At 60.1% G+C, this 24,450-nt stretch carries 24 protein-coding genes; 11 read left to right on the plus strand and 13 right to left on the minus strand.

Annotated elements, in window-relative coordinates; all coding sequences use genetic code 11:
- Nucleotides 1-3: 3 nt before the first annotated feature.
- The 3 genes from AB4Z13_RS10865 to ubiE all read right to left on the minus strand — a co-directional run bounded on the left by AB4Z13_RS10865 (nucleotide 4) and on the right by ubiE (nucleotide 4,036).
- A complete protein-coding gene (locus AB4Z13_RS10865; RefSeq protein WP_113182162.1) occupies nucleotides 4-1,587 on the minus strand; it encodes an aromatic amino acid lyase in 1,584 nt (527 codons plus the stop codon).
- 92 nt (nucleotides 1,588-1,679) lie between these two features.
- Nucleotides 1,680-3,254 carry a 2-polyprenylphenol 6-hydroxylase gene (ubiB, locus tag AB4Z13_RS10870; protein WP_113324739.1) on the minus strand — a complete coding sequence of 525 codons (1,575 nt, stop codon included), beginning with the start codon at nucleotides 3,252-3,254 and terminating at the stop codon, nucleotides 1,680-1,682.
- Between the two features lie 5 nt (nucleotides 3,255-3,259).
- On the minus strand, nucleotides 3,260-4,036 hold the full coding sequence (ubiE, locus tag AB4Z13_RS10875; RefSeq protein ID WP_439017165.1) for a bifunctional demethylmenaquinone methyltransferase/2-methoxy-6-polyprenyl-1,4-benzoquinol methylase UbiE: 777 nt from the start codon (nucleotides 4,034-4,036) through the stop codon (nucleotides 3,260-3,262).
- Nucleotides 4,037-4,189: 153 nt separating this feature from the next.
- Between ubiE and mutM the strand changes: the two genes are divergently transcribed.
- The 5 genes from mutM to AB4Z13_RS10900 all read left to right on the plus strand — a co-directional run bounded on the left by mutM (nucleotide 4,190) and on the right by AB4Z13_RS10900 (nucleotide 9,967).
- Nucleotides 4,190-5,080 carry a bifunctional DNA-formamidopyrimidine glycosylase/DNA-(apurinic or apyrimidinic site) lyase gene (gene mutM / locus AB4Z13_RS10880; protein WP_442205998.1) on the plus strand — a complete coding sequence of 297 codons (891 nt, stop codon included), beginning with the start codon at nucleotides 4,190-4,192 and terminating at the stop codon, nucleotides 5,078-5,080.
- A gap of 9 nt (nucleotides 5,081-5,089) precedes the next feature.
- Nucleotides 5,090-5,863, plus strand: coding sequence for an enoyl-CoA hydratase (locus tag AB4Z13_RS10885; RefSeq protein WP_442205999.1), 774 nt, complete (start codon nucleotides 5,090-5,092; stop codon nucleotides 5,861-5,863).
- A 194-nt stretch (nucleotides 5,864-6,057) separates the two neighbouring features.
- Nucleotides 6,058-6,336, plus strand: a complete 279-nt coding sequence (rpsT, locus tag AB4Z13_RS10890) for a 30S ribosomal protein S20 (RefSeq protein WP_113324735.1) — start codon at nucleotides 6,058-6,060, stop codon at nucleotides 6,334-6,336.
- A gap of 861 nt (nucleotides 6,337-7,197) precedes the next feature.
- Nucleotides 7,198-8,751 (plus strand): chromosomal replication initiator protein DnaA, encoded by a 1,554-nt coding sequence (dnaA, locus tag AB4Z13_RS10895; RefSeq protein WP_113324749.1) that lies wholly within the window; start codon nucleotides 7,198-7,200, stop codon nucleotides 8,749-8,751.
- Between the two features lie 133 nt (nucleotides 8,752-8,884).
- The gene (locus AB4Z13_RS10900) at nucleotides 8,885-9,967 is read left to right on the plus strand and encodes a saccharopine dehydrogenase C-terminal domain-containing protein (protein WP_442206000.1); all 1,083 of its coding nucleotides are present in this window, start codon (nucleotides 8,885-8,887) and stop codon (nucleotides 9,965-9,967) included.
- Between the two features lie 98 nt (nucleotides 9,968-10,065).
- Here the strand turns inward: AB4Z13_RS10900 and gcvA are convergent, their stop codons facing one another.
- The gene (gene gcvA, locus AB4Z13_RS10905; protein ID WP_439013928.1) at nucleotides 10,066-10,950 is read right to left on the minus strand and encodes a transcriptional regulator GcvA; all 885 of its coding nucleotides are present in this window, start codon (nucleotides 10,948-10,950) and stop codon (nucleotides 10,066-10,068) included.
- Nucleotides 10,951-11,091: 141 nt separating this feature from the next.
- On the opposite strand from gcvA, the gene AB4Z13_RS10910 reads away from it, so the two are divergent.
- Nucleotides 11,092-12,012, plus strand: a complete 921-nt coding sequence (locus AB4Z13_RS10910) for a DMT family transporter (RefSeq protein ID WP_442206001.1) — start codon at nucleotides 11,092-11,094, stop codon at nucleotides 12,010-12,012.
- Nucleotides 12,013-12,117: 105 nt separating this feature from the next.
- On the opposite strand, the gene hemW is transcribed toward AB4Z13_RS10910, so the two are convergent.
- From hemW to rph, 4 genes are all read right to left on the minus strand, one after another.
- Entirely contained in the window at nucleotides 12,118-13,314 is a 1,197-nt protein-coding gene (gene hemW, locus AB4Z13_RS10915) for a radical SAM family heme chaperone HemW (RefSeq protein WP_439013930.1), read from the minus strand.
- Nucleotides 13,315-13,329: 15 nt separating this feature from the next.
- The gene (rdgB, locus tag AB4Z13_RS10920; protein WP_442206002.1) at nucleotides 13,330-13,974 is read right to left on the minus strand and encodes an RdgB/HAM1 family non-canonical purine NTP pyrophosphatase; all 645 of its coding nucleotides are present in this window, start codon (nucleotides 13,972-13,974) and stop codon (nucleotides 13,330-13,332) included.
- A 9-nt stretch (nucleotides 13,975-13,983) separates the two neighbouring features.
- A complete protein-coding gene (locus AB4Z13_RS10925) occupies nucleotides 13,984-14,400 on the minus strand; it encodes a VOC family protein (RefSeq protein ID WP_113323555.1) in 417 nt (138 codons plus the stop codon).
- A 71-nt stretch (nucleotides 14,401-14,471) separates the two neighbouring features.
- Nucleotides 14,472-15,188: a ribonuclease PH gene (gene rph, locus AB4Z13_RS10930; protein ID WP_113323597.1), complete on the minus strand. Its 717-nt coding sequence runs from the start codon at nucleotides 15,186-15,188 to the stop codon at nucleotides 14,472-14,474.
- 178 nt (nucleotides 15,189-15,366) lie between these two features.
- Between rph and hrcA the strand changes: the two genes are divergently transcribed.
- Together hrcA and grpE are read left to right on the plus strand one after the other, a co-directional pair.
- Complete coding sequence (gene hrcA, locus AB4Z13_RS10935; RefSeq protein ID WP_037070837.1) at nucleotides 15,367-16,455, plus strand: heat-inducible transcriptional repressor HrcA; 1,089 nt, start codon at nucleotides 15,367-15,369, stop codon at nucleotides 16,453-16,455.
- 111 nt (nucleotides 16,456-16,566) lie between these two features.
- Nucleotides 16,567-17,202 carry a nucleotide exchange factor GrpE gene (gene grpE / locus AB4Z13_RS10940; RefSeq protein WP_113323556.1) on the plus strand — a complete coding sequence of 212 codons (636 nt, stop codon included), beginning with the start codon at nucleotides 16,567-16,569 and terminating at the stop codon, nucleotides 17,200-17,202.
- Between the two features lie 71 nt (nucleotides 17,203-17,273).
- On the opposite strand, the gene AB4Z13_RS10945 is transcribed toward grpE, so the two are convergent.
- A complete protein-coding gene (locus tag AB4Z13_RS10945; protein WP_113323557.1) occupies nucleotides 17,274-18,218 on the minus strand; it encodes a nucleoside hydrolase in 945 nt (314 codons plus the stop codon).
- Between the two features lie 282 nt (nucleotides 18,219-18,500).
- Between AB4Z13_RS10945 and AB4Z13_RS10950 the strand changes: the two genes are divergently transcribed.
- From AB4Z13_RS10950 to AB4Z13_RS10960, 3 genes are all read left to right on the plus strand, one after another.
- On the plus strand, nucleotides 18,501-18,926 hold the full coding sequence (locus tag AB4Z13_RS10950) for an Hsp20 family protein (RefSeq protein WP_037100862.1): 426 nt from the start codon (nucleotides 18,501-18,503) through the stop codon (nucleotides 18,924-18,926).
- A 47-nt stretch (nucleotides 18,927-18,973) separates the two neighbouring features.
- Nucleotides 18,974-19,231 (plus strand): DUF1150 family protein, encoded by a 258-nt coding sequence (locus tag AB4Z13_RS10955; RefSeq protein ID WP_007814896.1) that lies wholly within the window; start codon nucleotides 18,974-18,976, stop codon nucleotides 19,229-19,231.
- 92 nt (nucleotides 19,232-19,323) lie between these two features.
- Nucleotides 19,324-20,052: a carbon-nitrogen hydrolase family protein gene (locus AB4Z13_RS10960; RefSeq protein ID WP_442206014.1), complete on the plus strand. Its 729-nt coding sequence runs from the start codon at nucleotides 19,324-19,326 to the stop codon at nucleotides 20,050-20,052.
- A 19-nt stretch (nucleotides 20,053-20,071) separates the two neighbouring features.
- Here the strand turns inward: AB4Z13_RS10960 and trmB are convergent, their stop codons facing one another.
- From trmB to lnt, 4 genes are all read right to left on the minus strand, one after another.
- Entirely contained in the window at nucleotides 20,072-20,773 is a 702-nt protein-coding gene (gene trmB, locus AB4Z13_RS10965; RefSeq protein WP_113323559.1) for a tRNA (guanine(46)-N(7))-methyltransferase TrmB, read from the minus strand.
- On the minus strand, nucleotides 20,770-22,023 hold the full coding sequence (gene metK, locus AB4Z13_RS10970) for a methionine adenosyltransferase (RefSeq protein WP_310379463.1): 1,254 nt from the start codon (nucleotides 22,021-22,023) through the stop codon (nucleotides 20,770-20,772). Before metK ends, trmB begins: the two co-directional genes overlap by 4 nt.
- Nucleotides 22,024-22,203: 180 nt before the next feature.
- Entirely contained in the window at nucleotides 22,204-22,623 is a 420-nt protein-coding gene (locus tag AB4Z13_RS10975) for a helix-turn-helix domain-containing protein (RefSeq protein WP_007814904.1), read from the minus strand.
- A gap of 153 nt (nucleotides 22,624-22,776) precedes the next feature.
- Nucleotides 22,777-24,381, minus strand: coding sequence for an apolipoprotein N-acyltransferase (gene lnt, locus AB4Z13_RS10980; RefSeq protein ID WP_442206003.1), 1,605 nt, complete (start codon nucleotides 24,379-24,381; stop codon nucleotides 22,777-22,779).
- Nucleotides 24,382-24,450 lie beyond the last annotated feature (69 nt).

Consider the following 24,450-nt stretch of genomic DNA (forward strand, 5'->3'; position numbering starts at 1 on the left):
AATTCAGATGATGGCCGGTTCCCGCGTCAGCCGTTCCTCGATGCGCTCGAGCGACCCAAGTGCAAAGAAATCGTCGAAGGAGGCAATCGGTACCTGCTCGATCAGCTTGGAGAGGAACGCATCCGAGCCGAGTTCCTCTTCGATTGCCTCGACCTCGGCCGAAAGCGGCCGGTCGACCGTATAGAAGGCCGCATGTTTGCGCACGACCTCATAGAGCATGCCGGCAACGCCCTTCGGCGTATCGCCGATAATATCGATCGCTTGTGCCGAAAGCAGGGCTTCCAGTGCGGCGAGACGCTTCAGCGCCCGCATCTGCCGGTCGAAGCGTTCGATGACGAGTGGCAGGAAGGCTGCCTCGTCCTCAAGGCCCGCCGCAACGACGAGCGATTGCGCCGAAACCGGGTTCGACATGGAGAGTACGCGCGAAAAGATTTCGCCCGCAAGCTTGATGATTGGTCCGAAGCCGGTCGCGATGCGGCCCGGAGGCACGAGATTGACCGGCAGGCCGCGCCGCTGCCCGTTGCCGAGCAGGACACAGCGGTTGAAGGCGTTGCGCGCTGCATGCGCCATGCAGAGTGCCGCGGATTCCAGCAGGATGGTCACGTCGAGCGGCAGCGATCCGCCAGATGTCATCACCCGTCCCTCGACGACGACGGGATTGTCGTCGGAGCGGCCGGTGGCGGCGAGAATCTTATGGCCCGTCGAAAGCAGGTTCTCGATAACGGCACCAAAGACTTGGGCGATCATGCGGAGACTCAGCGCATCTTGCACGTGGGTCGCGACCGGCCATTCCCATTCGTCAGAAGCATTGCACAGCCAGGCGCCGATCAGCGCCTCTCGCGCGGTGCCGACATGGCGCACGGCCCGCCAGGGATCGCGCGATGCGCCAAGCGCACCTGAGGCCATCATGCCGGTTGCCAGCAGCACACGGATTGATGCGGCGGCATTGCGCGTCGTTTCCGCGGCGGCGGCAAAACTGACGGCATTGACGCTGAGCGAGGCGAGGCTGTCGCGCGGCGCCATCCTCACCGGCTCCATGCCGGCGGCCTGGAAGGCTTCAGCGGCCTGCATGCGGTTGCCGCGATAGATCGCTTCGCCGACGCCCGTCAGCACTGCGCCGATCTGGCCCATCAGGCCGATATCGGCACAGCCGATCGAGCCGGTGCGGCGCACGACCGGAATGAGATCTGCCTTCAGCATGCGCATATAGGCGTCGATGAGATCGGGCGTGCAGCCGACCTGGCCGGTCAGGGCCGTGTTGACGCGCATCGCCATGGCATTGCGCACGACATTGCAGGAAAAAGGTGTGCCGGTGCCGAAGTGGTGGGCGCGCACGAGGCCGAGATTGAAGACCTCGAGATCTTCGGGCGACCATTCGACATCCTTCATGGCGCCCACGCCCGTGGTCGCGCCGTAAACCGGCATGCCGGATTCGATGGCATCCTCGACGATCGAACGCGCGATCTTCACGCGCTGCATACCGATCTCCGAGGCCGAAAGCGCAACCTTGCCGGAGCCGATCCTCATCATCTCGGCAAAGCTGAAGGGCTGGCCGCTCAGTTCGATTCCGGGGCGTTCATGCTTCATGTGCTCATCTCCATGGAGGCGAGACTAAGCGAGCCTCACGTCTGGCGGGATATTCCAAATGCCGAACACATCATGCTTTTGTTGCTTCCCGATCAGCTCAGTATCCAGGCAATATAGAGAAGCGTGAGCGCAATGATCCAGAGGGCCGCTTTGGCCGAGCGGTTGTGGCGTGCTTCCGCCTTGCCGATGGCCTCGGCCGTCTGCTCATCGAAGCGCAACCCGTGTTCGATCATATGCAGAAGCTGATGGTGGAACTTTTCTGTCTGGGCGGCGATTTCGGGCGCGGCTTCTGCGAGCTTCACGGCCGCCTTCAGCCCATCCTTGAGATCGGTGACGATGCGCTTGGGGCCGAGATTGTTCTTGATCCAGTCGCCGACGACCGGCTCGGACGCCTTCCACATGTTGAAGCGCGGATTGAGCATGCGCGAGACGCCTTCGACGACGACCATCGTCTTCTGCAGCATGACGAGCTCGGGCCGCGTCTGCATGTCGAAAAGTTCGGTGACCTCGAAAAGCAGCGTCAGCAGCTTGCCCATCGAGATCGTCTCGGCAGGCTGACCGTGGATCGGTTCGCCGATCGCCCGGATCGCCTGGGCAAAACTCTCGACATTGTGGTGACCGGGCACATAGCCCGCCTCAAAATGCACTTCCGCCACCCGGATATAGTCGCGGGTGATGAAGCCGTAGAGGATTTCGGCAAGGAAGCGGCGCTCCTTCTTCCCGAGACGCCCGACAATGCCCATGTCGACAGCGACGATCATGCCGTCGGAATCGACGAAGAGGTTGCCCGGATGCATGTCGGCATGGAAGAAGCCGTCGCGCAGCGTATGGCGCAGGAATGACTGGATCAGCGTGTCCGCAAGCTCATTGAGATCGTGGCCGGCAGCCCGCAGCCCTTCGACATCGGACATTTTGACGCCGTCGATCCACTCCATGGTGATGACGTCGCGGCCGGTGCGCTCCCAGTCAACCTTCGGCACGCGGAAGCCAGGATCCTTTTCGGTATTCTCGGCAATCTCAGAAAGGGCAGCCGCCTCAAGGCGCAGGTCCATCTCTACCTTGGTGGTCTGTTCCAGGGTTTTCGTCACCTCGACCGGCCGCAGGCGTCGGCTGGCCGGCATGAAGCGTTCCTGCATATTTGCGACGAGATACATCGCCTCGATATCATGGGCAAACCGCGCCCGGACACCGGGCCGCACGACCTTTACGGCGACCTTCTTGGGTCCTGTCGGCGTATCGACCTCGGCTGGATGCACCTGCGCAATGGAGGCCGCTGCAATCGGATCGCCGAAGCTCGCGTAGAGATCAGTGATCGATCGCCCGAGCGAGCCTTCGATATTGGCCTTGGCGGCTGCCGCCGGGAAAAAGGCCATCCGGTCCTGAAGCTGTGACAGGTCGTCGGCAAACTCGACGCCGACGACATCAGGGCGCGTCGCAAGGAACTGGCCGATCTTCACATAGGATGGACCAAGCCGCTCGACGGCCTGCGCCAGCCGGTCGCTGCGCTTCTGATACTTGCTGCGATTGCGCGCAAACATGCCGACAAAGGATTTTGCCAGGCTCACGGATGGCGGCAGGCCTTCCGAAGGCAGCGCCGAAATGACGCCTTCACGCACCAAAATCCAGCCGACCCTTACGAGCCTGAAATATGCCCCGAAAGCACTCATGCGGATCAGAGCTTCCAGCCGGAATGCAGCGCTGCTATGCCGCCGGTATAATTGGTATAGGTAACGCGCGAGAAGCCGGCGGTGCGGATCATCGCCGCGAAATTCTCCTGGTTCGGGAACTTGCGGATCGATTCCACGAGATACTGGTAAGGCTCGGCATCACCGGTGATCGCCTTGCCGAACTTCGGAATGGCATTGAACGACCAGGCCTCATAGACCTTGTCGAGAAGCGGCAGTTCCACTTCCGAAAATTCGAGCACTAATAGACGGCCACCGCGTTTCAAGACGCGATAGGCTTCCGAGAGCGCCACCTCGATCCGCGGCACGTTGCGGATGCCGAAGGCGATCGTATAGGCATCGAAGCTGTTTGCCTCGAAAGGAAGGTCCTCGGCATTGGCTTCCACGAAGGTAAGATTGTCCGAAAGCTTCTTCTTTTCCGCCCGCTCGGCGCCGACGCCAAGCATCGAGCCGTTGATGTCGAGCACGGTCGCATGTGCCTGGCGGTTCGAGGCTTCAACGATGCGGAAGGCGATGTCGCCAGTGCCACCGGCCACGTCGAGCACCTTGTAGCCCGGCTCCTTGCGAGGGTTCAGCGCCGTAATCATCGCATCCTTCCAGGCGCGATGCATGCCCATGGACATGACGTCGTTCATGATGTCGTAGCGTTTGGCGACCTTGTGGAAGACCTCGTTGACGAGGCCCTGCTTTTCACCGGTCGGCACTTCGCGGAAGCCGTAGGACGTTTCCATGCCGCCATCGGCGGAGGTCCGGCTGTCTGACATCAAGCTACTCCGTTCACATCAAGAATTCGGCGCGGCGACCATAGCGAAAGCGTGGCTGCGGCGCTATCTGTGGGCCACGGTCCGCCCGCGGCACGTTGGCGCTATAGCGCACATCGCGGGCGGTTGAAACACGTTAGATATAGATGGGTTAAGATGCCGGAATTGCCAGAAGTCGAAACCGTGAAGCGTGGCCTGACGCCGGCAATGGAAGGCGCGCGCATTCAGAGGCTGGAATTGCGCCGCGGCGACCTGCGGTTTCCCTTTCCTCAGGATTTCGAGCAGCAGGTGTCCGGCCGCAAGATCATCGGCCTCGGACGGCGCGCCAAGTACCTGCTCATTGATCTCGACAGCGGCAAGACGATTATTTCCCATCTCGGCATGTCCGGCTCCTTCCGGATCGAACAGGGGCCACTGACTGCCACGCCGGGCGATTTTCACCACGAGCGCTCCAAGGACGAGAAACACGATCACGCCATCTTCCATCTGGACGGCGAGGGTGGCCCGCGCCGCGTTATCTACAATGACCCGCGCCGCTTCGGCTTCATGGATATTGCCGACCGTTCCGAGCTCGATGCCAACCCTTTCCTGTTCGGCCTGGGGCCGGAGCCGACCGGCAACGAACTGTCAGCCGCCTATCTGGCCGAGCGTTTCGCCGGCAAGGCCCAGCCACTAAAGAGCGCGCTCCTGGACCAGAAGACCATCGCCGGGCTCGGCAATATATATGTCTGCGAGGCATTGTGGCGGGCGCATCTGTCGCCCGTGCGCGCTGCCGGCACGCTGGTGACGAAGACGGGCAAGCCGAAGCAGGCGCTGAACCTGCTTGTGACCTCCATCCGCAATGTCATCGCCGATGCGATCGCCGCCGGCGGATCGTCGCTGCGCGACCATATCCAGACGGATGGCTCGCTCGGCTACTTCCAGCATTCCTTTTCCGTCTATGATCGCGAAGGTCTTGCTTGCCGCACGCCGGGCTGTGGCGGTACGGTCTCGCGCATCGTGCAGGCTGGCCGTTCCACCTTCTATTGCGCCACCTGCCAGAAATAGGAGAGCGCCATGACCTATGAAACTCTTGTTGTCGAAACCCGCGGCAATGTCGGCCTGATCACACTGAACCGGCCGCAGGCGCTGAACGCCTTGAATTCGACCGTGCTCAAGGAATTGAAATTGGCCTATGCGGCCTTTCATGCGGATGATGCCATCGGCGCGATCGTGCTGACCGGTTCCGAGCGAGCCTTTGCCGCCGGCGCCGATATCAAGGAAATGCAGCCGCTCGATTTCGCCGAAGTCTATAAGAGCGATTTCATCAGCGGCTGGGACGAGATCGCCAAGGCCCGCAAGCCGATCATCGCCGCCGTCAGCGGCTTTGCGCTCGGTGGTGGGTGCGAGCTTGCCATGCTCTGCGACTTCATCATCGCTTCCGAGACTGCAAAGTTCGGCCAGCCGGAGATCACACTCGGCGTCATTCCTGGCATCGGCGGCTCGCAGCGCCTGACGCGGGCGGTCGGCAAGGCCAAGGCGATGGACCTGATCCTGACCGGCCGGATGATGGATGCGGCGGAAGCCGAGCGCGCGGGACTCGTTTCGCGTGTGGTGGCCCCTGAGCGGCTTTTGGACGAAGCGATGGAGGCCGCTACCAAGATCGCATCGCTGTCGCACCCCTCGGTGCTGATGGCCAAGGAGGCGGTCAGCCGCGCCTTCGAGACGACGCTGGAAGAGGGCCTGCGTTTCGAGCGCCGTCTGTTCCAGAGCCTCTTTGCGACCGAGGACCAGAAAGAGGGCATGGCCGCCTTCATCGAGAAGCGCAAACCGGCCTTCAAGAACAGGTGAGCGGGCGGCGGCGGGAAAGGGGCTTTTCCTTGAAAATGCGCGTTGACGTGGCGCGGCTTTAGCGTTATATGCCCGCCCACGGTTCGGAAAGCCGCTCAGGTTTTCCGCTAATGCTCCCGCATTGCTGAATTGAGTGGCCGCAGGGCCAGCGCGGCAATGGCGGAGTTTTGTTCGAATTCTTGAGAGAGGCATCCATGGCCAATACAACTTCGGCGAAAAAGGCGACCCGCAAGATCGCACGCCGCACCGCAGTCAACAAGGCTCGCCGTTCGCGCGTTCGTACCTACGTTCGCCAGGTTGAAGAGGCACTCGCCGCTGGTGATGCCGCCAAGGCAAAGGAAGCCTTCATCGCCGCTGAGCCCGAGCTGGCGCGCGCCGCAAGCAAGGGCGTCGTGCATGCCAACACGGCATCCCGCAAGGTCTCGCGCCTCGCTGCTCGTGTGAAGGCCCTTTCGGCTTCTGCGAACGCCTAAATATCTCATTAACGAATTGCTCGTTATGATTAGCCCGGTAATTTTACCGGGCTTTTTCGATTCCGCCGCCCGCCGTGGGTATGGTTAATCCTGCGACGATTTCGTGTCAGGGGCATGACAGGAAAAATTGTTTTAAAACAATAGCTTACGCAAGGATCTTTTTAAGGCTTGCGACTCTGGTCACGCAACCCGTAGCCTCAAATGAGTCAAGAAGATTTTTTCTTTTTTCTTTTTATGCGTGTCCAAAATAACCCGGTCGGGGAATCTCCTTGATTCAAAAGCGATTCTTTTTTGACGTTGGTGTGACGCCCTAAAGGCCCCGCCGGAGTCAATGGCCGCGTCTTAATTTTGCGTAAAATTCATCGTTGATCTTGCCTTTTGATCCTGCCTAAATGGCGTCCAGCAAAGGGCGCGGACATCACCTGCAGAAGTCAGTCCAAACTGCCAAGTCGGCAGGATGATGGCTCTGTGTCATTTGCAACGGAGCGGACAGCTTCCGTTTTCTCACGCACTCGACGGCATTGTACCGTGACGTGGCTGTCACGGGACGGGGACGTTTTGTGCGCTCCGCGGCCACACGTTTTGCGTGAGGCCAGGAGAAGGGCAGGGGAAAGTGTAGCATTGCGTTCGGGCTTGCGGGCGAAAAACGAGGATCGGCCGCCAGCCTGACATAGAGGCCTTGAGACGGTTGTCGCATGACCGCGACCACCGCAGGGTTTCTTTGTCAGTCCCAAAAGGGACAGTGTTTGAGTGAACCGGCATGCGAGAGCGGCTCATGAAGATGCCGCCGGCTTTGTCAAAGCGGGGAATGATCGGGCGGCTGTCAACGAATGACCGCCCGAGGAAATGAAAGGCGGCATTATGCAGATGAATTCGATGACGACGGGTGCACTGGATAACGGGGAAGCTGCACAGCAGTCTTTCGGTTCCATTCACCTGAGCGCAACGGAAGAAAAGGGCGAGATGAAGCATGGTGTTCTCTTCGAACGCGTCAGCGCGCGTCTGAAGGCACAAGTCGGTCCTGACGTCTATGCAAGTTGGTTTGCACGGCTCAAGCTTCATTCGGTTTCCAAGAGTGTCGTCCGTCTCACCGTTCCCACGACCTTTCTGAAGTCGTGGATCAACAACCGGTATCTCGATCTCATTGTCGGCCTGTTCCAGGCTGAAGACCCCGAAATCCTGAAAGTCGAGATCCTTGTGCGCACGGCAACGCGCGCCGGCACGAAGGCGCTGGACGATGCAGTCTCCGTCGAGCCGGTCACCCAGCCCACCCAGCTTCGCCGCCCGGCATCTGCCCAGCCGGCGGGGCAGATCGTCCAGCAGGCTGTTTCGGCCGCCGCTGCGGCGCGCCCGGCAAGTGTCGGTTCGCCGCTCTTTGGCTCGCCGCTGGATTCCCGCTTCACCTTCGACACTTTCGTTGAGGGCAGCTCCAACCGCGTGGCGCTCGCCGCCGCAAAGACCATTGCGGAAGCAGGTCAGGGCGCCGTGCGCTTCAACCCGCTCTTCGTCCATGCGACCGTCGGCCTCGGCAAGACCCATCTGCTGCAGGCGATCGCCAATGCCGCGGTGCAGAACCCGCGTGGCCTGCGCGTCGTCTATCTGACGGCCGAATATTTCATGTGGCGTTTCGCGACAGCGATCCGCGACAATGACGCGCTGACGCTGAAGGACTCGCTGCGCAACATCGACCTTCTGATCATCGACGACATGCAGTTCCTGCAGGGCAAGATGATCCAGCACGAATTCTGCCACCTGCTGAACATGCTGCTCGACAGCGCCAAGCAGGTCGTCGTCGCGGCCGACCGAGCGCCGTGGGAACTGGAATCGCTCGATCCGCGCGTCCGTTCGCGTCTGCAGGGCGGCGTTGCGATCGAACTCGATGGTCCCGACTATGAGATGCGTCTCGAAATCTTGAAGCGCCGCCTTGCTGCTGCCCGCTTGGAAGATCCGTCACTGGAGATCCCGGCCGAGCTGATGCAGCATGTGGCCCGCAACATCACGGCAAGCGGTCGCGAACTGGAAGGCGCTTTCAACCAGTTGGTCTTCCGCCGCTCCTTCGAGCCGAACCTCTCGATCGAGCGCGTGGATGAGCTGCTGGCCCATCTCGTCGGTTCCGGCGAGCCGCGTCGTGTGCGTATCGAGGATATCCAGCGTATCGTCGCGCGTCACTACAATGTCTCGCGTCAGGAACTGGTCTCGAACCGCCGCACGCGCGTCATCGTCAAGCCGCGCCAGATCGCCATGTATCTGTCGAAGACGCTGACGCCGCGCTCCTTTCCGGAGATCGGCCGCCGCTTCGGCGGACGCGATCACACAACGGTTCTGCACGCCGTGCGCAAGATCGAGGAACTGATCTCGGGAGACACGAAGCTGTCGCATGAGATCGAGCTTTTGAAGCGCCTCATCAACGAATAAGCAGTGCACATCCACCGCGTTTCAGCAGCCGGGAGCAATCCCGGCTGTTTTCTTTTATAAGCTTTTTATTCTATACAGCCCCCACGTGAGAAAAATGCGCCGGTGAAGAACGTCGGCGTTCGGGAGGACATCAATGAGTTTTGAACGGATTGCCGTGATCGGCCTCGGCAAGGTCGGACGGCTGGCGGCGACGCTTTTGCATGAGGGCGGCTTCGAGGTCATCGGCGTCGATGCACAACTGCCCGTGGGCGACCTGCCCTTCAAATGCCGGGCCGGCGATATCACGGATACCTCTGTCATCGGCGAGCTGCTGTCGAGCGTCGAGGCCGTGCTGTCCTGCCTGCCCTATCATTTGAATATCGAGTTGGCGCGGGCGGCCCATCTCGCCGGCATCCATTATTTCGATCTGACCGAGGATGTGCCGACCACCAATTTCATCATCGAGCTTTCCAAGACCGCCCGCGGGCTGATGGCGCCGCAATGCGGTTTGGCGCCTGGCTTCGTCGGCATCGTCGGTGCAAGCCTTGCCGATGGTTTTGACCGCTGCCGCTCGATCCGCATGCGCGTCGGCGCTCTGCCACAGCATCCGACCGGGCTTCTGGGCTATGCCTTCAACTGGTCGCCGGAAGGTGTGGTCAATGAATATCTGAACGATTGCGAGGTCATCGAGGGCGGGGTTCGTAAGCTCGTCTCGCCGATGGAATGGCACGAAACGATCTATGTCGGCGGCGTCAAGCTGGAGGCCTTTACGACCTCGGGCGGCCTCGGCACCATGTGCGACACCATGCTCGGCAAGGTCGATAATCTCGATTACAAGACGGTGCGTTATCCCGGCCACATGGAGCTGATGAATTTCTTCTTCCATGAGCTTCTGATGCGTGACAAACGCCAGCTCGCCGGCGAAATCCTGACCAACGCCAAGCCGCCGGTCGATGATGATGTCGTCTATATGCATGTCGCGGCCGAAGGCACGATCAACGGCTCCTTGCGCCGGAAGGAGTTTGTCCGCGCCTATTATCCGATCGAGATTGCCGGCGCTCGGCGTACGGCAATCGCCTGGACGACGTCTGCCTCGGTGGTTGCTGTCATCGAAATGGTCCGCGACGGCCTGCTGCCCGCCAATGGCTTCCTGCATCAGGAGCACATTCCACTGGACATGTTCTTGAAGACACCGACGGGCAGCCTGTTCAAGGCGGGTGCTACGAGCAGGGATTAGAGCAATTCCAGCAAAAGTGTGCAGCGGTTTTGCGTCCGGAATTGCGTTAGAACAAAAAGATAGAGCCTTTCCGTATTTCGAAGAAAAACGGGAAGGCTCTAAGTTTTAGCCTCCGAAAGCAGCCAGCGCCGGAAGGCCGCGACCGCCGGCCGTTCCAGCGCTGTGCCCGGATAGACGAGATGGTAGGCAAGTTTGCTTGTCAGCCCCAGCGGAAACGGAGCGACGAGCCGGCCTTCGGCAAGTTCCTTCTCGATGAAGGAACGGCGCATCAGCGCCACGCCGAAACCTGATTTCATCGCCTCGAAGGCGCCGTTGCCATCACTGAAGATCGGGCCACGGGAGGCATCCACCTTGGTGGCGCCCGCTGCGGCCAGCCAGAGCTGCCAGTCGCGGCGGTAGACGTCATGGATGAGCTGATATCCTGCGAGCAGATCGGGCGAAGGATCGGCGCCAAGGGCCGCCGCAAGCGCCGGCGTGCAGATCGGCACCAGTTCGTCATCCACCAGCCGCTCGCTGATCAATCCCTCGTAGCCGCCAAGTCCGTGGCGGATGGCGAGATCGATCCCGTCACGCTCGAAATCGAACATGCGATGGGAGGCGCTGATGCGCACATCGATATCAGGATGCATGTCCTCGAACCGCTGAAGCCGTGGCAGTAGCCAGTGCGTTGCAAAACCTGCCGTACAGGTGAGCGCCAGCGCATTGCCGCGCCGCCGTGCGGTCAGCGATGCCGTCGCCTCGCGTACGAGTTGGAAGGCGGTGCGCAGTGTCGCGAAATAGTCCCGGCCTTCCGCCGTCAGCAGAATCTGCCGGGTTCGCCGCTCGAACAGCGACACGCCAAGCGAGGCTTCGAGGTCGCGGATCTGCAGGCTGACGGCGCCTGGCGTGACGTGCAGCTCGTGCGCCGCCTGCGTCATGCTCAGATGACGCGCCGCCGCCTCAAAGGCGCGCAGGGCCGATAGTGAGGGCAGAGGATCAATCATGCTTTAGCTCAGCTCAATCATGCAAGCAGAAATGCTCGTTTGTCAGGTGCAGGGGATACTAATAAAAACCGATATGTCTGGCAAATTCACACAAGTGAGCTGGAAATTACACTTTAGCAAAACTCGACAAAGGAGATTTTCATGTCCATTCAGAAGTCCATGGGAGCTGCAGAATGGGCCATGCTGATCGTGCTGTCGCTTCTCTGGGGCGGCTCCTTCTTCTTCAACGGCATTCTCGTAAAGGCGCTGCCACCTTTCACCATCGTGACCGGGCGCGTGCTGCTTGCCGCTATCGCACTCAATCTGATCGTGCGCGCCATGGGCCACACCATGCCGCGCGACAGGCAGAGCTGGATCGCTTTCTTCGGCATGGGACTTCTGAACAATATGATTCCCTTCTGCCTGATCGTCTGGGGCCAGACACATATTGCGAGCGGTCTCGCCTCGATCCTCAACGCCACGACACCGCTCTTTGCCGTGGTCGTTGCCCATGTGCTGACGGCGGATGAAAAGCTGACGGCAAACCGTCTCTTCGGCGTGATCGTCGGGTTTGCCGGCGTGGCCTACATGATCGGTTTTGACGCCTTGAAGGATCTCGGCTCGAACGTGCTTGCCCAGCTCGCGGTTCTCGGTGCGGCCTTCTCCTATTCGCTGGCTGGCATCTGGGGACGGCGGTTCCGCCGGATGGGCCTTGCGCCACTCATTCCGGCAGCCGGGCAGGTGACTGCTTCCACCGTGCTGATGCTGCCGATCGCGCTGATTGTTGACCAGCCCTGGACGCTCGCCATGCCCTCCGCCGAAAGTTGGCTGGCGCTATCAGGCCTTGCGATCCTCTCGACTGCCGTGGCCTATGTGCTCTTCTTCCGCATCCTGGCGACGGCGGGCGCTACGAATCTGATGCTTGTGACCTTTCTGATCCCCGTCAGCGCGATCCTGCTTGGCGCTGCAGCACTCGGCGAGCAACTGCAGTTCAAGCATCTGATCGGCATGGCCTTGATCGCGGCCGGCCTTGCGGCGATCGATGGAAGGCTCGTCAATTTCAGAAAGAGGCGCGCTGCTTGACGCGGCTTAGAGAATTCCAGCAAAAGTGCGCGGCGGTTTTTCGCCCGGAATTGTGTAAAAACAAAGAGATAGAGCATTCCTGTTTCGAAGAATAAGGGGAATGCTCTAGCAGGCGAGGTCCGCGACGACGGAATCAAGGATCAGCATGCCTGCCGGCGTACAGCGCAGGCGGGAATTACCGATCCGCTCGATGAAGCCGTGTTCCAGTAAAAATTCTTCGCGCTTCGGATCGAGATCGCGGCCGGAAAGCTGCTGCCAGCGGGCAAGATCGACGCCTTCCTTCAGGCGCAGTCCCATCAGCAGCAATTCATCGGCCTGCTCGTCGAAACCGAGGCGCTCTTGCTCGATGATACCGTGCCCGTCGCTTTCGACGAGGTCCAGCCAGGTTTCCGGCTTGCGCTCCGTAGCGGTCGCGATCTTTTCTGGCCCGCGCGTCAGGCGCCCATGTGCGCCGGGGCCAATGCCGGCATAATCGCCATAGCGCCAGTAGGTGAGGTTGTGGCGGCTCTCGGCGCCGGGCCGGGCATGGTTGGATACCTCATAGGCCGGCAATCCTTCACGCTCGGTGATTTCCTGCGTGGCCTCATAGAGTGCGGCGGACTGGTCCCCATCGGGCACGATCAGCTTTCCGGCCTTGTGGAGGCCGTAGAAGGGCGTGCCTTCCTCGATGGTAAGCTGGTAGAGCGAAAGGTGATCGACTGCATAGGAGATCGCTTCTTTCAGCTCGCTCTCCCATTCCTCAACCGTCTGGTTCGGCCTGGCATAGATCAGATCGAAGGACATGCGCGGGAAGATGTCGCGCGCCAGCCTGATCGCCTTCAGCGCGTCGGCAACGTCATGCAGTCGTCCGAGGAATTTGAGATCGCGATCGTTCAGCGCCTGCACACCGAGCGAGACGCGGTTGACTCCGGCTGCGCGATAGCCGCGGAAGCGTTCGGCCTCAACGCTCGAGGGGTTGGCTTCCATCGTGATCTCGATACCGTCGGGCACATGCCAGTGTCGAGAAATGCCGTTCATGATCGCGTCGACCGTTTCCGGCTTCATCAACGAGGGCGTGCCGCCGCCGAGGAATACGCTGGTCACCGTCTTCGGCCCGCTCATCTGGCGGGCCGTGGCGATCTCCTTTAGGAAAGCTGCGACGTAGCGCTCCTGATCGACCGGCTGATGGCGGACATGGCTGTTGAAATCGCAATAGGGACACTTCGCCGCACAAAAAGGCCAATGCACATAGATCCCGAAACCGGGTTCGCCGGTATCAGGCAGAAGCTTTGTGTCGGACATCAGCGCAGGCGAATCGATCATGTTCTAAGCTTGGCCTTATGCTTCCAGGCAGGTTTCGACAAAGAGCTTGAAGGCGCGAGCGCGGTGCGACAGCGCCTGCGGCTTGCCGATATTCCAGCCATGCTTTTCCTCCGCACTCATCTCGCCGAAGGTCACATCATAGCCTTCTGGCTGGAAGACCGGATCATAGCCGAAACCCTGCGTTCCACGCGGCGGCCAGGCAACGGTGCCTTCCACTTCGCCGCGGAAAAGCTCCGTGTGGCCATCCGGCCAGGCAAGGCAGAGCACGCTGACGAAACGCGCGGTGCGCTGCTCCGGCTTCGTGGCACCTGCCTTTTCCAGTGCCTTCTCGACCTTTTCCATGGCCATGTTGAAATCACGGGGGCCGTTGCCTGTCTCCGCCCAGTCGGCCGTGTAGACGCCGGGATTACCGCCGAGGGCATCGACGACGAGTCCGGAATCGTCAGAAAGCGCGGGCATGCCGGAGGCCTTGGCCGAGGCGATTGCCTTGATCGTGGCATTTTCCTCGAAGGTCGTCCCTGTTTCCTTGGGCTCGATGAAATTGAGCTCGGCAGCCGATTTGGCGGTGAAGCCAAGCGGCCCGATCAGATCCTGGATTTCGCGGATCTTGCCCTGATTATGGCTGGCGACGACAATAGTCTTGGTTTCAAGCTTACGCATAAAGTATCCTTATCCCATGCCCCAGATTTTCGCCTCCGCGCATTCCAGGCTATTGCCATCAGGATCGCGGAAATAAATCGATCGGCCGCCCTGCGGCCAGTGAACCTCGGATTCGATGCCGATGCCGGCAGCTTTCAGCTTCTCCGCCATCGCATCGAGATTATCTCCCGAAACCCTGAAGCAGGCGTGGCCTTTTCCGATGGTGCCATGTGGCGGAACCTGCAGGCTGTCAGGTGCCGGTGGCTTCACCGTTTCCTCCGGGTTGAAGATCAGAAGCACGCCCGGTCCGCAGCGGAAAAATACATGGCGGTTGCCCGAACGTGCGATCTTCTCAAGGCCCAGCACAGTTCCGTAGAAGCCTTCGGCCGCATCAAGATCGGTTGCGTAGAGCGCGGTCTCAAGAATGCCTTCGATGGGTTGCGCCATTGCCCGCCCCTTGTCCGGCCTTGCCCCCGGGAGCAGGGACAAGGAAATTCACTAGCGAGGCTTGAAAGGCCTCAGGCGATCGCCTGCTTCTGCAGGTCTACCAGGTCGGCAATGCCTGCTTTGGCAAGGCCCATCAGCGAGGAGAATTCTTCCTCGGTGAAAGGCGTGCCTTCTGCCGTGCCTTGAATCTCCACAATGCCGCCGGCGCCCGTCATGACGAAATTGGCATCGGTCTCGGCCGAGGAATCCTCGAGATAGTCGAGGTCGATCACCGGCTGATTGGCGAAGATACCGCAGGAGATCGCCGCGACATGATCCTTCAGCACGCGGTCGGCCTTGATCATGTTGCGGGTTTCCATCCAGCGCAGGCAGTCGTACAGCGCAATCCAGCCGCCGGTGATCGAGGCCGTGCGCGTGCCGCCATCCGCCTGGATGACATCGCAGTCGAGCGTGATCTGGCGTTCGCCGAGCGCGGTCAGATCGACCACGGCACGCAGCGAGCGGCCGATGAGGCGCTGGATTTCCTGCGTGCGGCCGCCCTGCTTGCCGGCAGCAGCTTCGCGCTTCATGCGTTCGCCGGTTGCGCGCGGCAGCATGCCATATTCGGCGGTGACCCAGCCCTTGCCGGTGTTGCGCAGCCACGGCGGGGTCTTGTCTTCGAGGCTTGCCGTGCAGAGCACGTGTGTGTCGCCGAACTTTACCAGGCAGGAACCTTCCGCATGCTTGGAAAAATTGCGCTCGAAGGAGACCTTGCGCATCTGGTCTGTTTTTCTGCCTGAAGGCCGCATTCTCTTCTCCTGAAACATGATGCCGAAAAGCGTAAGCGCTTCTCGGGCAATGTCATGCATGCATTGTATCGTCGCCCGCTTCTACGATTGGCTGCGTGCATTTGCAAATTCCCTTTTGCCACGGGGGACAGAATGGCTATATTTCCCTGACATCATTCAGTGCGGGTGCGAAAAGTTCATGAGCTACAGGTCGACATCAATTTCGGATGCCGTGGCTGCGCTGGATGAACGGTCGAAGGAAATTTTCCGGCGCATCGTCGAAGGCTACCTGGAGCATGGCGAGCCCTTGGGCTCCCGCAATCTTTCGCGTCTTCTGCCCATGTCTCTGTCGCCTGCCTCCGTTCGCAATGTGATGAGCGATCTGGAAGAGCTCGGGCTTATCTATTCTCCGCATGTCAGCGCCGGCCGCCTGCCGACCCAGATCGGCCTGCGCTTCTTCGTCGATGCCTTCATGCAGGTCGGCGATCTCTCCGTCGAGGAGCGTGCCAGCATCGACCGCCAGGTCCGGGCCGGAAGCCGCGACAATCCGGTGGAATCGATGATGAACGAGGCAAGCCGCATGCTCTCGGGCATTTCGCGCGGCGCCGGCCTCGTCATTACGTCCAAGAGCGACCCGGTTCTGAAACATGTCGAGTTCATCCGCCTGGAGCCTACCAAGGCGCTGGCCGTGCTTGTCGGCGATCATGATCAGATAGAAAACCGCATCATCGAACTGCCTGCGGGCGTTACCTCCTCGCAGCTCACCGAAGCCGCCAATTTTCTCAACGCGCACATGACCGGCCAGACGCTGCCGGAATTGCGCCTGCAATTGAGCCGGCTGAAAGATGAAGTTCGCCACGAGCTCGATGCGCTGTCGCGGGATCTCGTGGAGCGCGGCATCGCCGTATGGGCCGGTAGCTCGGACGAGACCAAGCCGGCACAGCTCATCATCCGCGGCCGCGCAAACCTGCTGGAAGGCGTAGGTGGGGCGGAAGACCTCGACCGGCTGCGCCTGCTCTTCGATGACCTCGAGAAAAAGGACAGCTTGATCGAACTCCTGAACCTTGCCGAAAGCGGGCCGGGTGTGCGCATTTTCATCGGTTCGGAAAACAAGCTCTTCTCGCTTTCCGGCTCCTCGCTCATTGTGGCGCCCTATCGTGATGACGACGACCGCATCGTCGGCGCGGTGGGCGTGATCGGTCCTACGCGGCTCAATTATTCCCGCATCGTGCCGATGGTGGACTATACGGCCCAGCTCGTGTCGCGCCTTTCGCGCGGATCTCTCTGATCCCTTGCGCGAAACCGGCGGAATTTTAGCTTCTTCGTCACGCAGACTTGATTTTTTCCGGCCAAACATCGATATCGGGCGCATCTGAGAATACACGAACCGGAGACCGTCATGACTGATGAAACGACGAAGAACGGACCTGACGCGGCTGCGGCGGAAGCCACAGCCGACGCCGCCGCAAACGTCGAGAATGAAGCCGTGAAGGAAGCAGCTGCAGGCGAACCGGATGCGCTTGAGCTTCTGAAGGCCGAGAATACCGAATTGCGCGACCGCTATCTGCGGCTTGCCGCTGAAATGGATAATCTGCGACGCCGTACAGAGCGCGAGGTCAAGGACGCCAAGTCCTATTCCGTCGCAGGCTTCGCCCGCGACATGCTGGCCGTCTCGGACAATCTGCGCCGTGCGATCGACGCCATTCCGCCCGAGGTCAAGGCTGCTGCCGACGCTGGCCTGACGACGCTGATCGAGGGTGTCGAGATGACCGAGCGTTCCATGCTCTCGGCTCTCGAGCGCCACGGCGTTCGCAAGCTGGAGCCGGTCGGCCAGAAGTTCGATCCGAACTTCCATCAGGCGATGTTCGAAGTGCCGAACACCGAAGTGCCGAACAATACGGTCGTGCAGGTCGTACAGGCCGGTTTCTCCATCGGTGAGCGCGTGCTGCGCCCGGCCATGGTCGGCGTCGCCAAGGGTGGTCCGAAACTCGTGGAAGCCGAGGCCAACTCGGTTCTGGACGAGAAGGACGCCTAAGACAAAGGACGTCTGACAATTAAGAAAGGCCGCGCGAGCGGCCTTTCTGGCTCCTGTCTAATCTTGGCGGATCATATCCGCGCAAAGCGCTCGATCAGCAGATCGAAAAAGCCGTCGGCATCGACGAAGCGCATGACCTTCGCATTGCGCTTGCGCTCGGTCACATGCCACCAGTCGACAACGGTCATGCCGACGGTCAGCTCCGACGCTACCTCGATCTCGACATTGCAGTCCCGGCCCTTGAAGAGCTCAGGCTTCAGAAGGTAAGCGACCGTCGTCGGGTCGTGAAGCGGGCCGCCATCCGAGCCATATTTTTCTATGTCGAAGCGCTCGAAGAATTCCAGCATCTCCACCATCGCCTTGGCGGGCGCTGTGCCGATTTCGGCCATGCGCTTGACGCGGTCCTTCCGGGTCAGAAGCTGATGCGTCACGTCGAGCGGCATCATGACGACGGGCACGCCCGAGCGGAACACGATATCGGCGGCTTCCGGATCGACATAGATGTTGAATTCAGCAGCCGGCGTGATGTTGCCGCCTTCAAAGAAGCCGCCGCCCATCATGACAAGTTCGCGGATACGCGGCACGATGTCGGGCGCCTTCTGGAAGGCCAGGCCGATATTGGTCAGCGGTCCGAGCGTGCAGAGCGTAACTGTGCCTTCCGGCTCGCGTCGCAGCGTTTCGATGATGAAGTCGACGGAATGCTCCGCCTGCAGCGGCATCGTCGGCTCTGGAAGGGTAGGGCCGTCGAGACCTGTCTTGCCATGCACGTGCTCGGCGGTGACGAGCTTGCGGGTTATCGGCCGGTCGGCGCCGGCAAAGACCTTGATATCGGTCCGCTCGCAAAGCTCGCAGATGATGCGCGCATTGCGGCTTGTCAGAGACAGCGGCACGTTACCGGCGACAGTGGTGATGCCCAGGACATCAAGCTCTCCCGGACTGCCGAAGGCCAGCATGATCGCGGCAGCATCGTCCTGGCCGGGATCGGTGTCGATAATGATTTTTCTCGGTTCTGCCATCCGGGTAGTTCCATCCTCTGGTGCGTGTCGCTCTAGCATGCACCTTTTCATTGTCTTCACGCTCCCGTCGCAAATCAACACAGTGCACCGGGGCATGTTTTGATGCGGGGCACTGCGTCCTTTGTCAAGGAAGCGGTCCTACGAAGCTTTACCTTAAAATGCGGGAGGCCTGGCCGGCGGCCATCACGCCTTGCAGCGAGCAACTGTCGTTCCCATATTAGCGGTACCCGGATGCTGCGTGTTGAGGTCCGGAGAGGTCGCTTGCATCAAGGACTTTGGAATATGAGCCGTATCACCCCTTTCGCCAGCCCGCTGCTTCTGGGCTTTGATGCCATGGAAAAGACGCTCGAGCGGATTTCCAAGGCGAGCGATGGTTATCCACCCTATAATATCGAACGCATCGCCGCAGGCCACGACGCGCCTGAGCGGCTTCGCATTACGCTTGCCGTCGCCGGTTTCAGCGAAGAAGAGCTCGATGTGTCGACCGAGGAAAACCAGCTTCTGATCCGTGGCCGGCAGATCGATCAGGGCGAGCGCGATTATCTCTATCGTGGCATTGCGGCGAGACAGTTCCAGCGGACTTTCGTTCTCGCGGATGGCATGCAGGTCTTAGGCGCAAGCCTCAAGAACGGTCTGCTCTCGGTGGATCTAATTCGCCCGGAACCGGCGCGCATGGTCAAGAAAATTAACATTTCGGTTTCACAGTAGCACAACGGTTTGTTGAACCGTTGGTCCCTTCTCTCGGAGGAACAGGAATGTTGATGAAAGAAGCTACGTCGCGTCTGACCAAGTCCGAACTTGCCGGCATCGGCAATGGCGAGGTCGCCTATATCCGCAAAATACGCAATGAAGAGGTTGCCAAGTGCTTCCCCGAGGCGCCGGATATCGATCCAAGCGTTGATCTCTGGGCATTGTTCGGCGCTGATGGTACACCGATCCTGCTGACGGATAACCGCTCCAGCACCTTCTTCAAGGCTGCCGAAGACGAGCTGAAGACAGTCAGCCTGCATTGATCACGACCGGACTGCCGCAAGGCCGACCGTCAGAATGCATGTGTGAAGAATGATAATGGGCGATGCGAGGGACTCATGCTAGTCCCTTGCCCATGCGTATAGCCGCCTTCCAGCGTTTTCCCATTTTCGACGACACGGAGGCCGCGGCCGAAGTCATATTGAGCGACCTGCTCTGGGCCGATGCACATGGTGTCGATCTCGCTCTTTTTTCGGAATCCTACCTTCAGGGACATAGCTACCGGCAGCATCGCGTTGAACGACGGGCGCTCTCGCTTGACAGCCCTGCATTTCGTTCAATTCTGGAAAAGCTCGCGCCGACAAGGGCAACCGCCGTCATAGGCTGTTTCGAACGCCGTGGCGAAGCGGTCTTCAACAGTGCTGTCGTGATCGAAGCCGGCGTGCTGCGTGGCACCTATGCCAAGGCTTACCCCATCGAGAGCGGCTGTGCTCCGGGAACGGACTTCCCTGTCTGGAGCCGCGCCGGCCGCACCTTCGGCATCAATATCTGTAACGACACCAACTATCCCGATGCCGCTGACAGGCTCGTTGCACAGGGCGCGGATCTGATCTGCTGCCCGATCAATATGGTACTGCGGCCTCTCAAGGCCGAGATCTGGCGCGAGGAATCACTGGAGCATATGCGCTCCTGCGCGCGGCGGACGAAGCGCTGGTACATGTGTTGCGACGCCGTAGGCGCAGTCGACGAAGTCCCAGACCGGTGGTTCGGCTATGGCTGCACAGCCATCATCGCGCCCGACGGCTCCGTCATCGGCCAAGCCGTCGAAGGCGTCGAGGATGTCGTGATGGCTGATCTGCCCTGAAAGCTCACACCTAGGTAGGTCAGACACGCTTGAAGGTGAGATAGGCCGAGGAGCGACCTTCGCGGCGAGCCTTGGCTTCATAGCGGGTGCTCGGCCAGCCCTCATAGGGCGTCAGCCAGTCGGCGGCATTCTGCGCCATCCATTCGAAGCCGCCATGGTCGCGGCATTTCAGCAGCGTCCAGTTCACATAGGTGTCGATGTCTGAGGCGAAGCAGAACAGCCCGCCTGGCTTCAGCACCCGGTGAAAACGGTCGAGATTGGTCTTGGAGACGAAGCGACGCTTCCAGTGCTTCCGCTTCGGCCAGGGGTCCGGATAGAGCAGGTCGATCTGATCGAGGCAATGATCGGGAAGCCAGTCGAGAAGCTGCGTCGCGTCATCGTTATAGACACGCACGTTGCGCACACCCGTTTCGTCGACGCGTGCAAGCAGCTTCTGCATGGAGTTTACAAAAGGCTCCACGCCAATAAAGCCCGTCGAAGGCGTTTCCAGCGCGCGGTGGATGAGATGTTCTCCACCGCCGAAGCCGATCTCCAGCCGCATTTTCTCGACCGGAACAGCGAAAATGTCCTTCGGCGGCTCCGGGGGAGCCGCCGAGAGATCGATGATGAATGCCGGAAGCAATGTAGCAAGCCGATCGGCCTGCTGTTCACGCAGGGCTTTTCCCTTGCGGCGACCGAAAAACGCTTCGGTCGCCCGGCCCCGGCGTTCCATATCCGTCATGCAGCAGCCTTGGTCTTGACCGCGTCCTTGAGACCCTTCACGAGATCCGTGCGTTCCCAGGAGAACGAGCCGTCGCGGCCAGCCTTGCGGCCGAAATGGCCGTAAGCGGAGGTCTTGGCATAGATCGGCTTGTTGAGGTCGAGGTGGCGGCGGATGCCCGACGGCGACAGGTCCATGTTCTGGCGGATCGCGGCTTCGACCTGATCTTCGGTCACACCCTTGCCGGTGCCGTGCAGGTCGACATAGATCGACAGCGGCTGGGCAACACCGATGGCGTAGGAGAGCTGGATCGTGCAACGGTCGGCAAGGCCGGCAGCTACGACGTTCTTGGCGAGGTAGCGGGCAGCATAGGCAGCCGAACGGTCGACCTTGGTCGTGTCCTTGCCGGAGAATGCGCCACCGCCATGCGGAGCAGCACCGCCATAGGTGTCGACGATTATCTTGCGGCCAGTGAGGCCGGCGTCACCATCCGGGCCGCCGATGACGAACTTGCCGGTGGGGTTGATGTACCACTTGCAATCGTCGGCGATCTTCAGGTCGCCGAGAGCTTCGCGGATATAGGGCTCGACGACGCTACGAACCTTCTTCGAATCCCAGCTGTCGTCCAGGTGCTGAGTGGAAAGAACGATCGAGGTGGCTTCAGCCGGCTTGCCGTCGACATAGCGTACGGTCACCTGGCTCTTGGCGTCGGGGCCGAGCTTGGCGACTTCGCCCTCACCCTTCTTGCGGGCGACAGCGAGCAGCTGAAGGATCTTGTGGGAATAGTAGATCGGCGCCGGCATGAGATCCGGCGTTTCCTTGCAGGCGTAGCCGAACATGATGCCCTGGTCGCCGGCGCCTTCGTCGCCCTGCTGGTCGGCGGCGCTGTCCACGCCCTGGGCGATGTCGGCCGACTGCGAGTGCAGCAGCACATCGATCTTGGCCTTCTTCCAGTGGAAGCCGTCCTGTTCGTAACCGATGTCCTTGATGGCGCGACGAGCCGCAGCTTTGAACTTCGACGGGTTGATGACGTCCTTGCCGTCCTTGTCCTTCTTCATCAGGCTCGGCGGCAGGCGAACTTCACCGGCGATGACGACGCGGTTGGTCGTCGCGAGGGTTTCGCAGGCAATGCGCACGCCCCACGGATTGATGCCGGTCTTTGCCGCTTCGCGGTAGACCAGATCGACGATCTCGTCGGAGATGCGGTCACACACCTTGTCCGGGTGACCTTCGGCAACAGATTCGCTGGTAAAGAGATAGTTCGCGCGCATTCCGGGATTCCCCTCAAAGAATAAAAGCGGTCTAGTAGGTACTCACTTCGTGCCCCGATGACAAGCACAGAAGGACATAAATATATCTTTATATCTGCGGCGAAATGACAAATTTTGCCCCAAAAACGCAAAAAGGCGGCCTTTTGAGCCGCCTTAAGCTTTTCCGAGCGTGGGGGACGCTCAGTCGGAGTCGGCTTCCGCCGCCAGTGCCTTCACCAGTTCGACGACTTTGCGACGAACCTTGGGATCGGTGATCTTCACAAATGCGCGGTTGAGCTGGAGTCCTTCCGAAGAGGAGAGGAAATCGACGACGTAGTTCGAACTCGAGGCTTCCGACATGCCGGTCAAGGCACCGGAATGTTCGCCGGGAGCGTCTTCGAAGAAGAAGGAAACGGGAACGTTGAGGATGCTTGAAATGTTCTGGAGGCGGCTGGCACCAACGCGGTTGGTACCTTTCTCGTATTTCTGGATTTGCTGAAAGGTGATGCCGAGGCTTTCGCCAAGCTTCTCCTGGCTCATGCCCAACATAGTACGGCGAAGCCGGATGCGGCTACCGACATGGATGTCGATAGGATTCGGCTTCTTCTTATTTTCAATCATGGTCGTGCCCTAGCAAAGAAAAATTCAACTCTGTTCTAACCGGCATGCCCTGACCTCATTCCGTAACGCCACGTTGCAAGTCGCGATAACCCACCTTGAAGCATACGTTACTAACGCCGATTGCGACCACTATGCAATTTTAGGGGTTTTCGGTCAATTCAACCTGAAAATAAAACCCCTGCGTGAAATTAGCGCAATGATCATCAGTAACGTTTCAGTCAACCAGAAGTACGTTTGGCGGGGGTATGGGCTTCCCGTGTTTTTTCCGAATCCATCGAGGGTTGCATCAATAAAGCCCATTTCGTCTAATTTTAGACCTGAAACGATTTCGCCGCGCGCGTCTACAACCGCCGAAATTCCACTATTCGCATCGCGAATCAGCGGCAAACCGGTCTCAACCGCCCGTACGCGAGCCTGCTGAAAATGCTGGTAGGGACCCGGTGTTGAGCCGAACCAGCTGTCATTCGTGATGTTGAGAATGGCGGTCGCTTGGCCGATGTCGCCGGTCATTTCGTCTGGGAAGATGATCTCGTAGCAGACGAGCGGGTAGAATTTCAGTCCGCTCGGAAGCTCGAGCAAATGACGGCTGGCGGCCGCCGAAAAACCGCCCGGCATCTCCACCACATTCTGGATGCCGAGTTCGTTGAGCATGTCCTCGAACGGAAGATATTCGCCGAAGGGAACGAGATGCACCTTGTCGGAGGCGGCGACGATCTGCCCCCGTCCGTCGATCACATAGATCGAATTATAATAGCGGGTGGGATAGCCGGGGCCGAGTTCTTCGGCGCGCACCGCGCCTGCGATCAGGATCTGGTCGTCGTCGAGCGTATCGGCAATCCGCGTCAGCGCATCCTTGTTGTCGGTGAGGATGAAGGGGATCGAGGTTTCCGGCCAGACGATGATGTCAGGTTTCTTGCCGCCTTCCTTGGGAGGCTCCGTCGAAAGCTTGAGATGTGTCTCGAAGATCGCCTCGCGATCCGCATCATTGTCCATCTTGACGGATTGATCGATCGCCGGCTGGACCAGGCGAACCACAGGCCGCTTGTCCTCGGGTAACGCTTCGGGCTTCGGCGTGAGATAAAGGATATAGGCGCCGTAACCGAGATGCGCCGCAAAGAGGATTGCCGCGAGGCTGACGCCGAGTTTCGCTCCCTGCCGCGTTCCGAGCAGGGCAGGGGCAGAAAAGACGAAGACCGAGAGAGCCGTCACCCCCATGGTGCCGATCACATGCGCGGACTGCATCATGACAGGCATGGGCATCATGGCGTAGCCGATGGCGTTCCACGGAAAACCGGTGAAGATGAAGCTGCGTACCCACTCAAGCAGGCCGAAGCTGGCAGCAAGTGCTGCAATCCGCCCCATGCCATCGGACCAGAAGATACGGGCAAGCGCCGCAGCCAAGCCGTAGAAGGTCGCAAGGCAGGCCGGAAGGCCGAGGATCGCGAGCGGCAAGGCCCAGGCAAACTCCTCTGAATCGATCAGCAGCGCATGCCCAACCCACCAGAGCCCCGCAACGAAGTAACCGAAGCCGAACAGCCAGCCCGTGGCAAATGCCGGCCAGAGCCTGCCGGGAAGGCTGCTTTCCGGCGAGGCGGCCGCCCCATCGATCAGCCAGACGAGCAGCGTGAAGGAAACGAACATCGCGGCGAAGAAGCCGATGGGAGGCAGCGCCAGGACGCCAAAGGCGCCTGCTGCGATCGCAAGCAATGACCGTTTGAAACCCCAGACGAGGATAATCCTGTCCGCAAGCCGCTCCATGCGCACTCCCATCAAAGCCGCGAATCAATCCAATCGCAGTCTTTCAAAAAAGCGTGCGCTTGTCGTCTT

Source organism: Rhizobium sp. YAF28 (assembly GCF_052113285.1).
GTDB lineage: Bacteria > Pseudomonadota > Alphaproteobacteria > Rhizobiales > Rhizobiaceae > Rhizobium.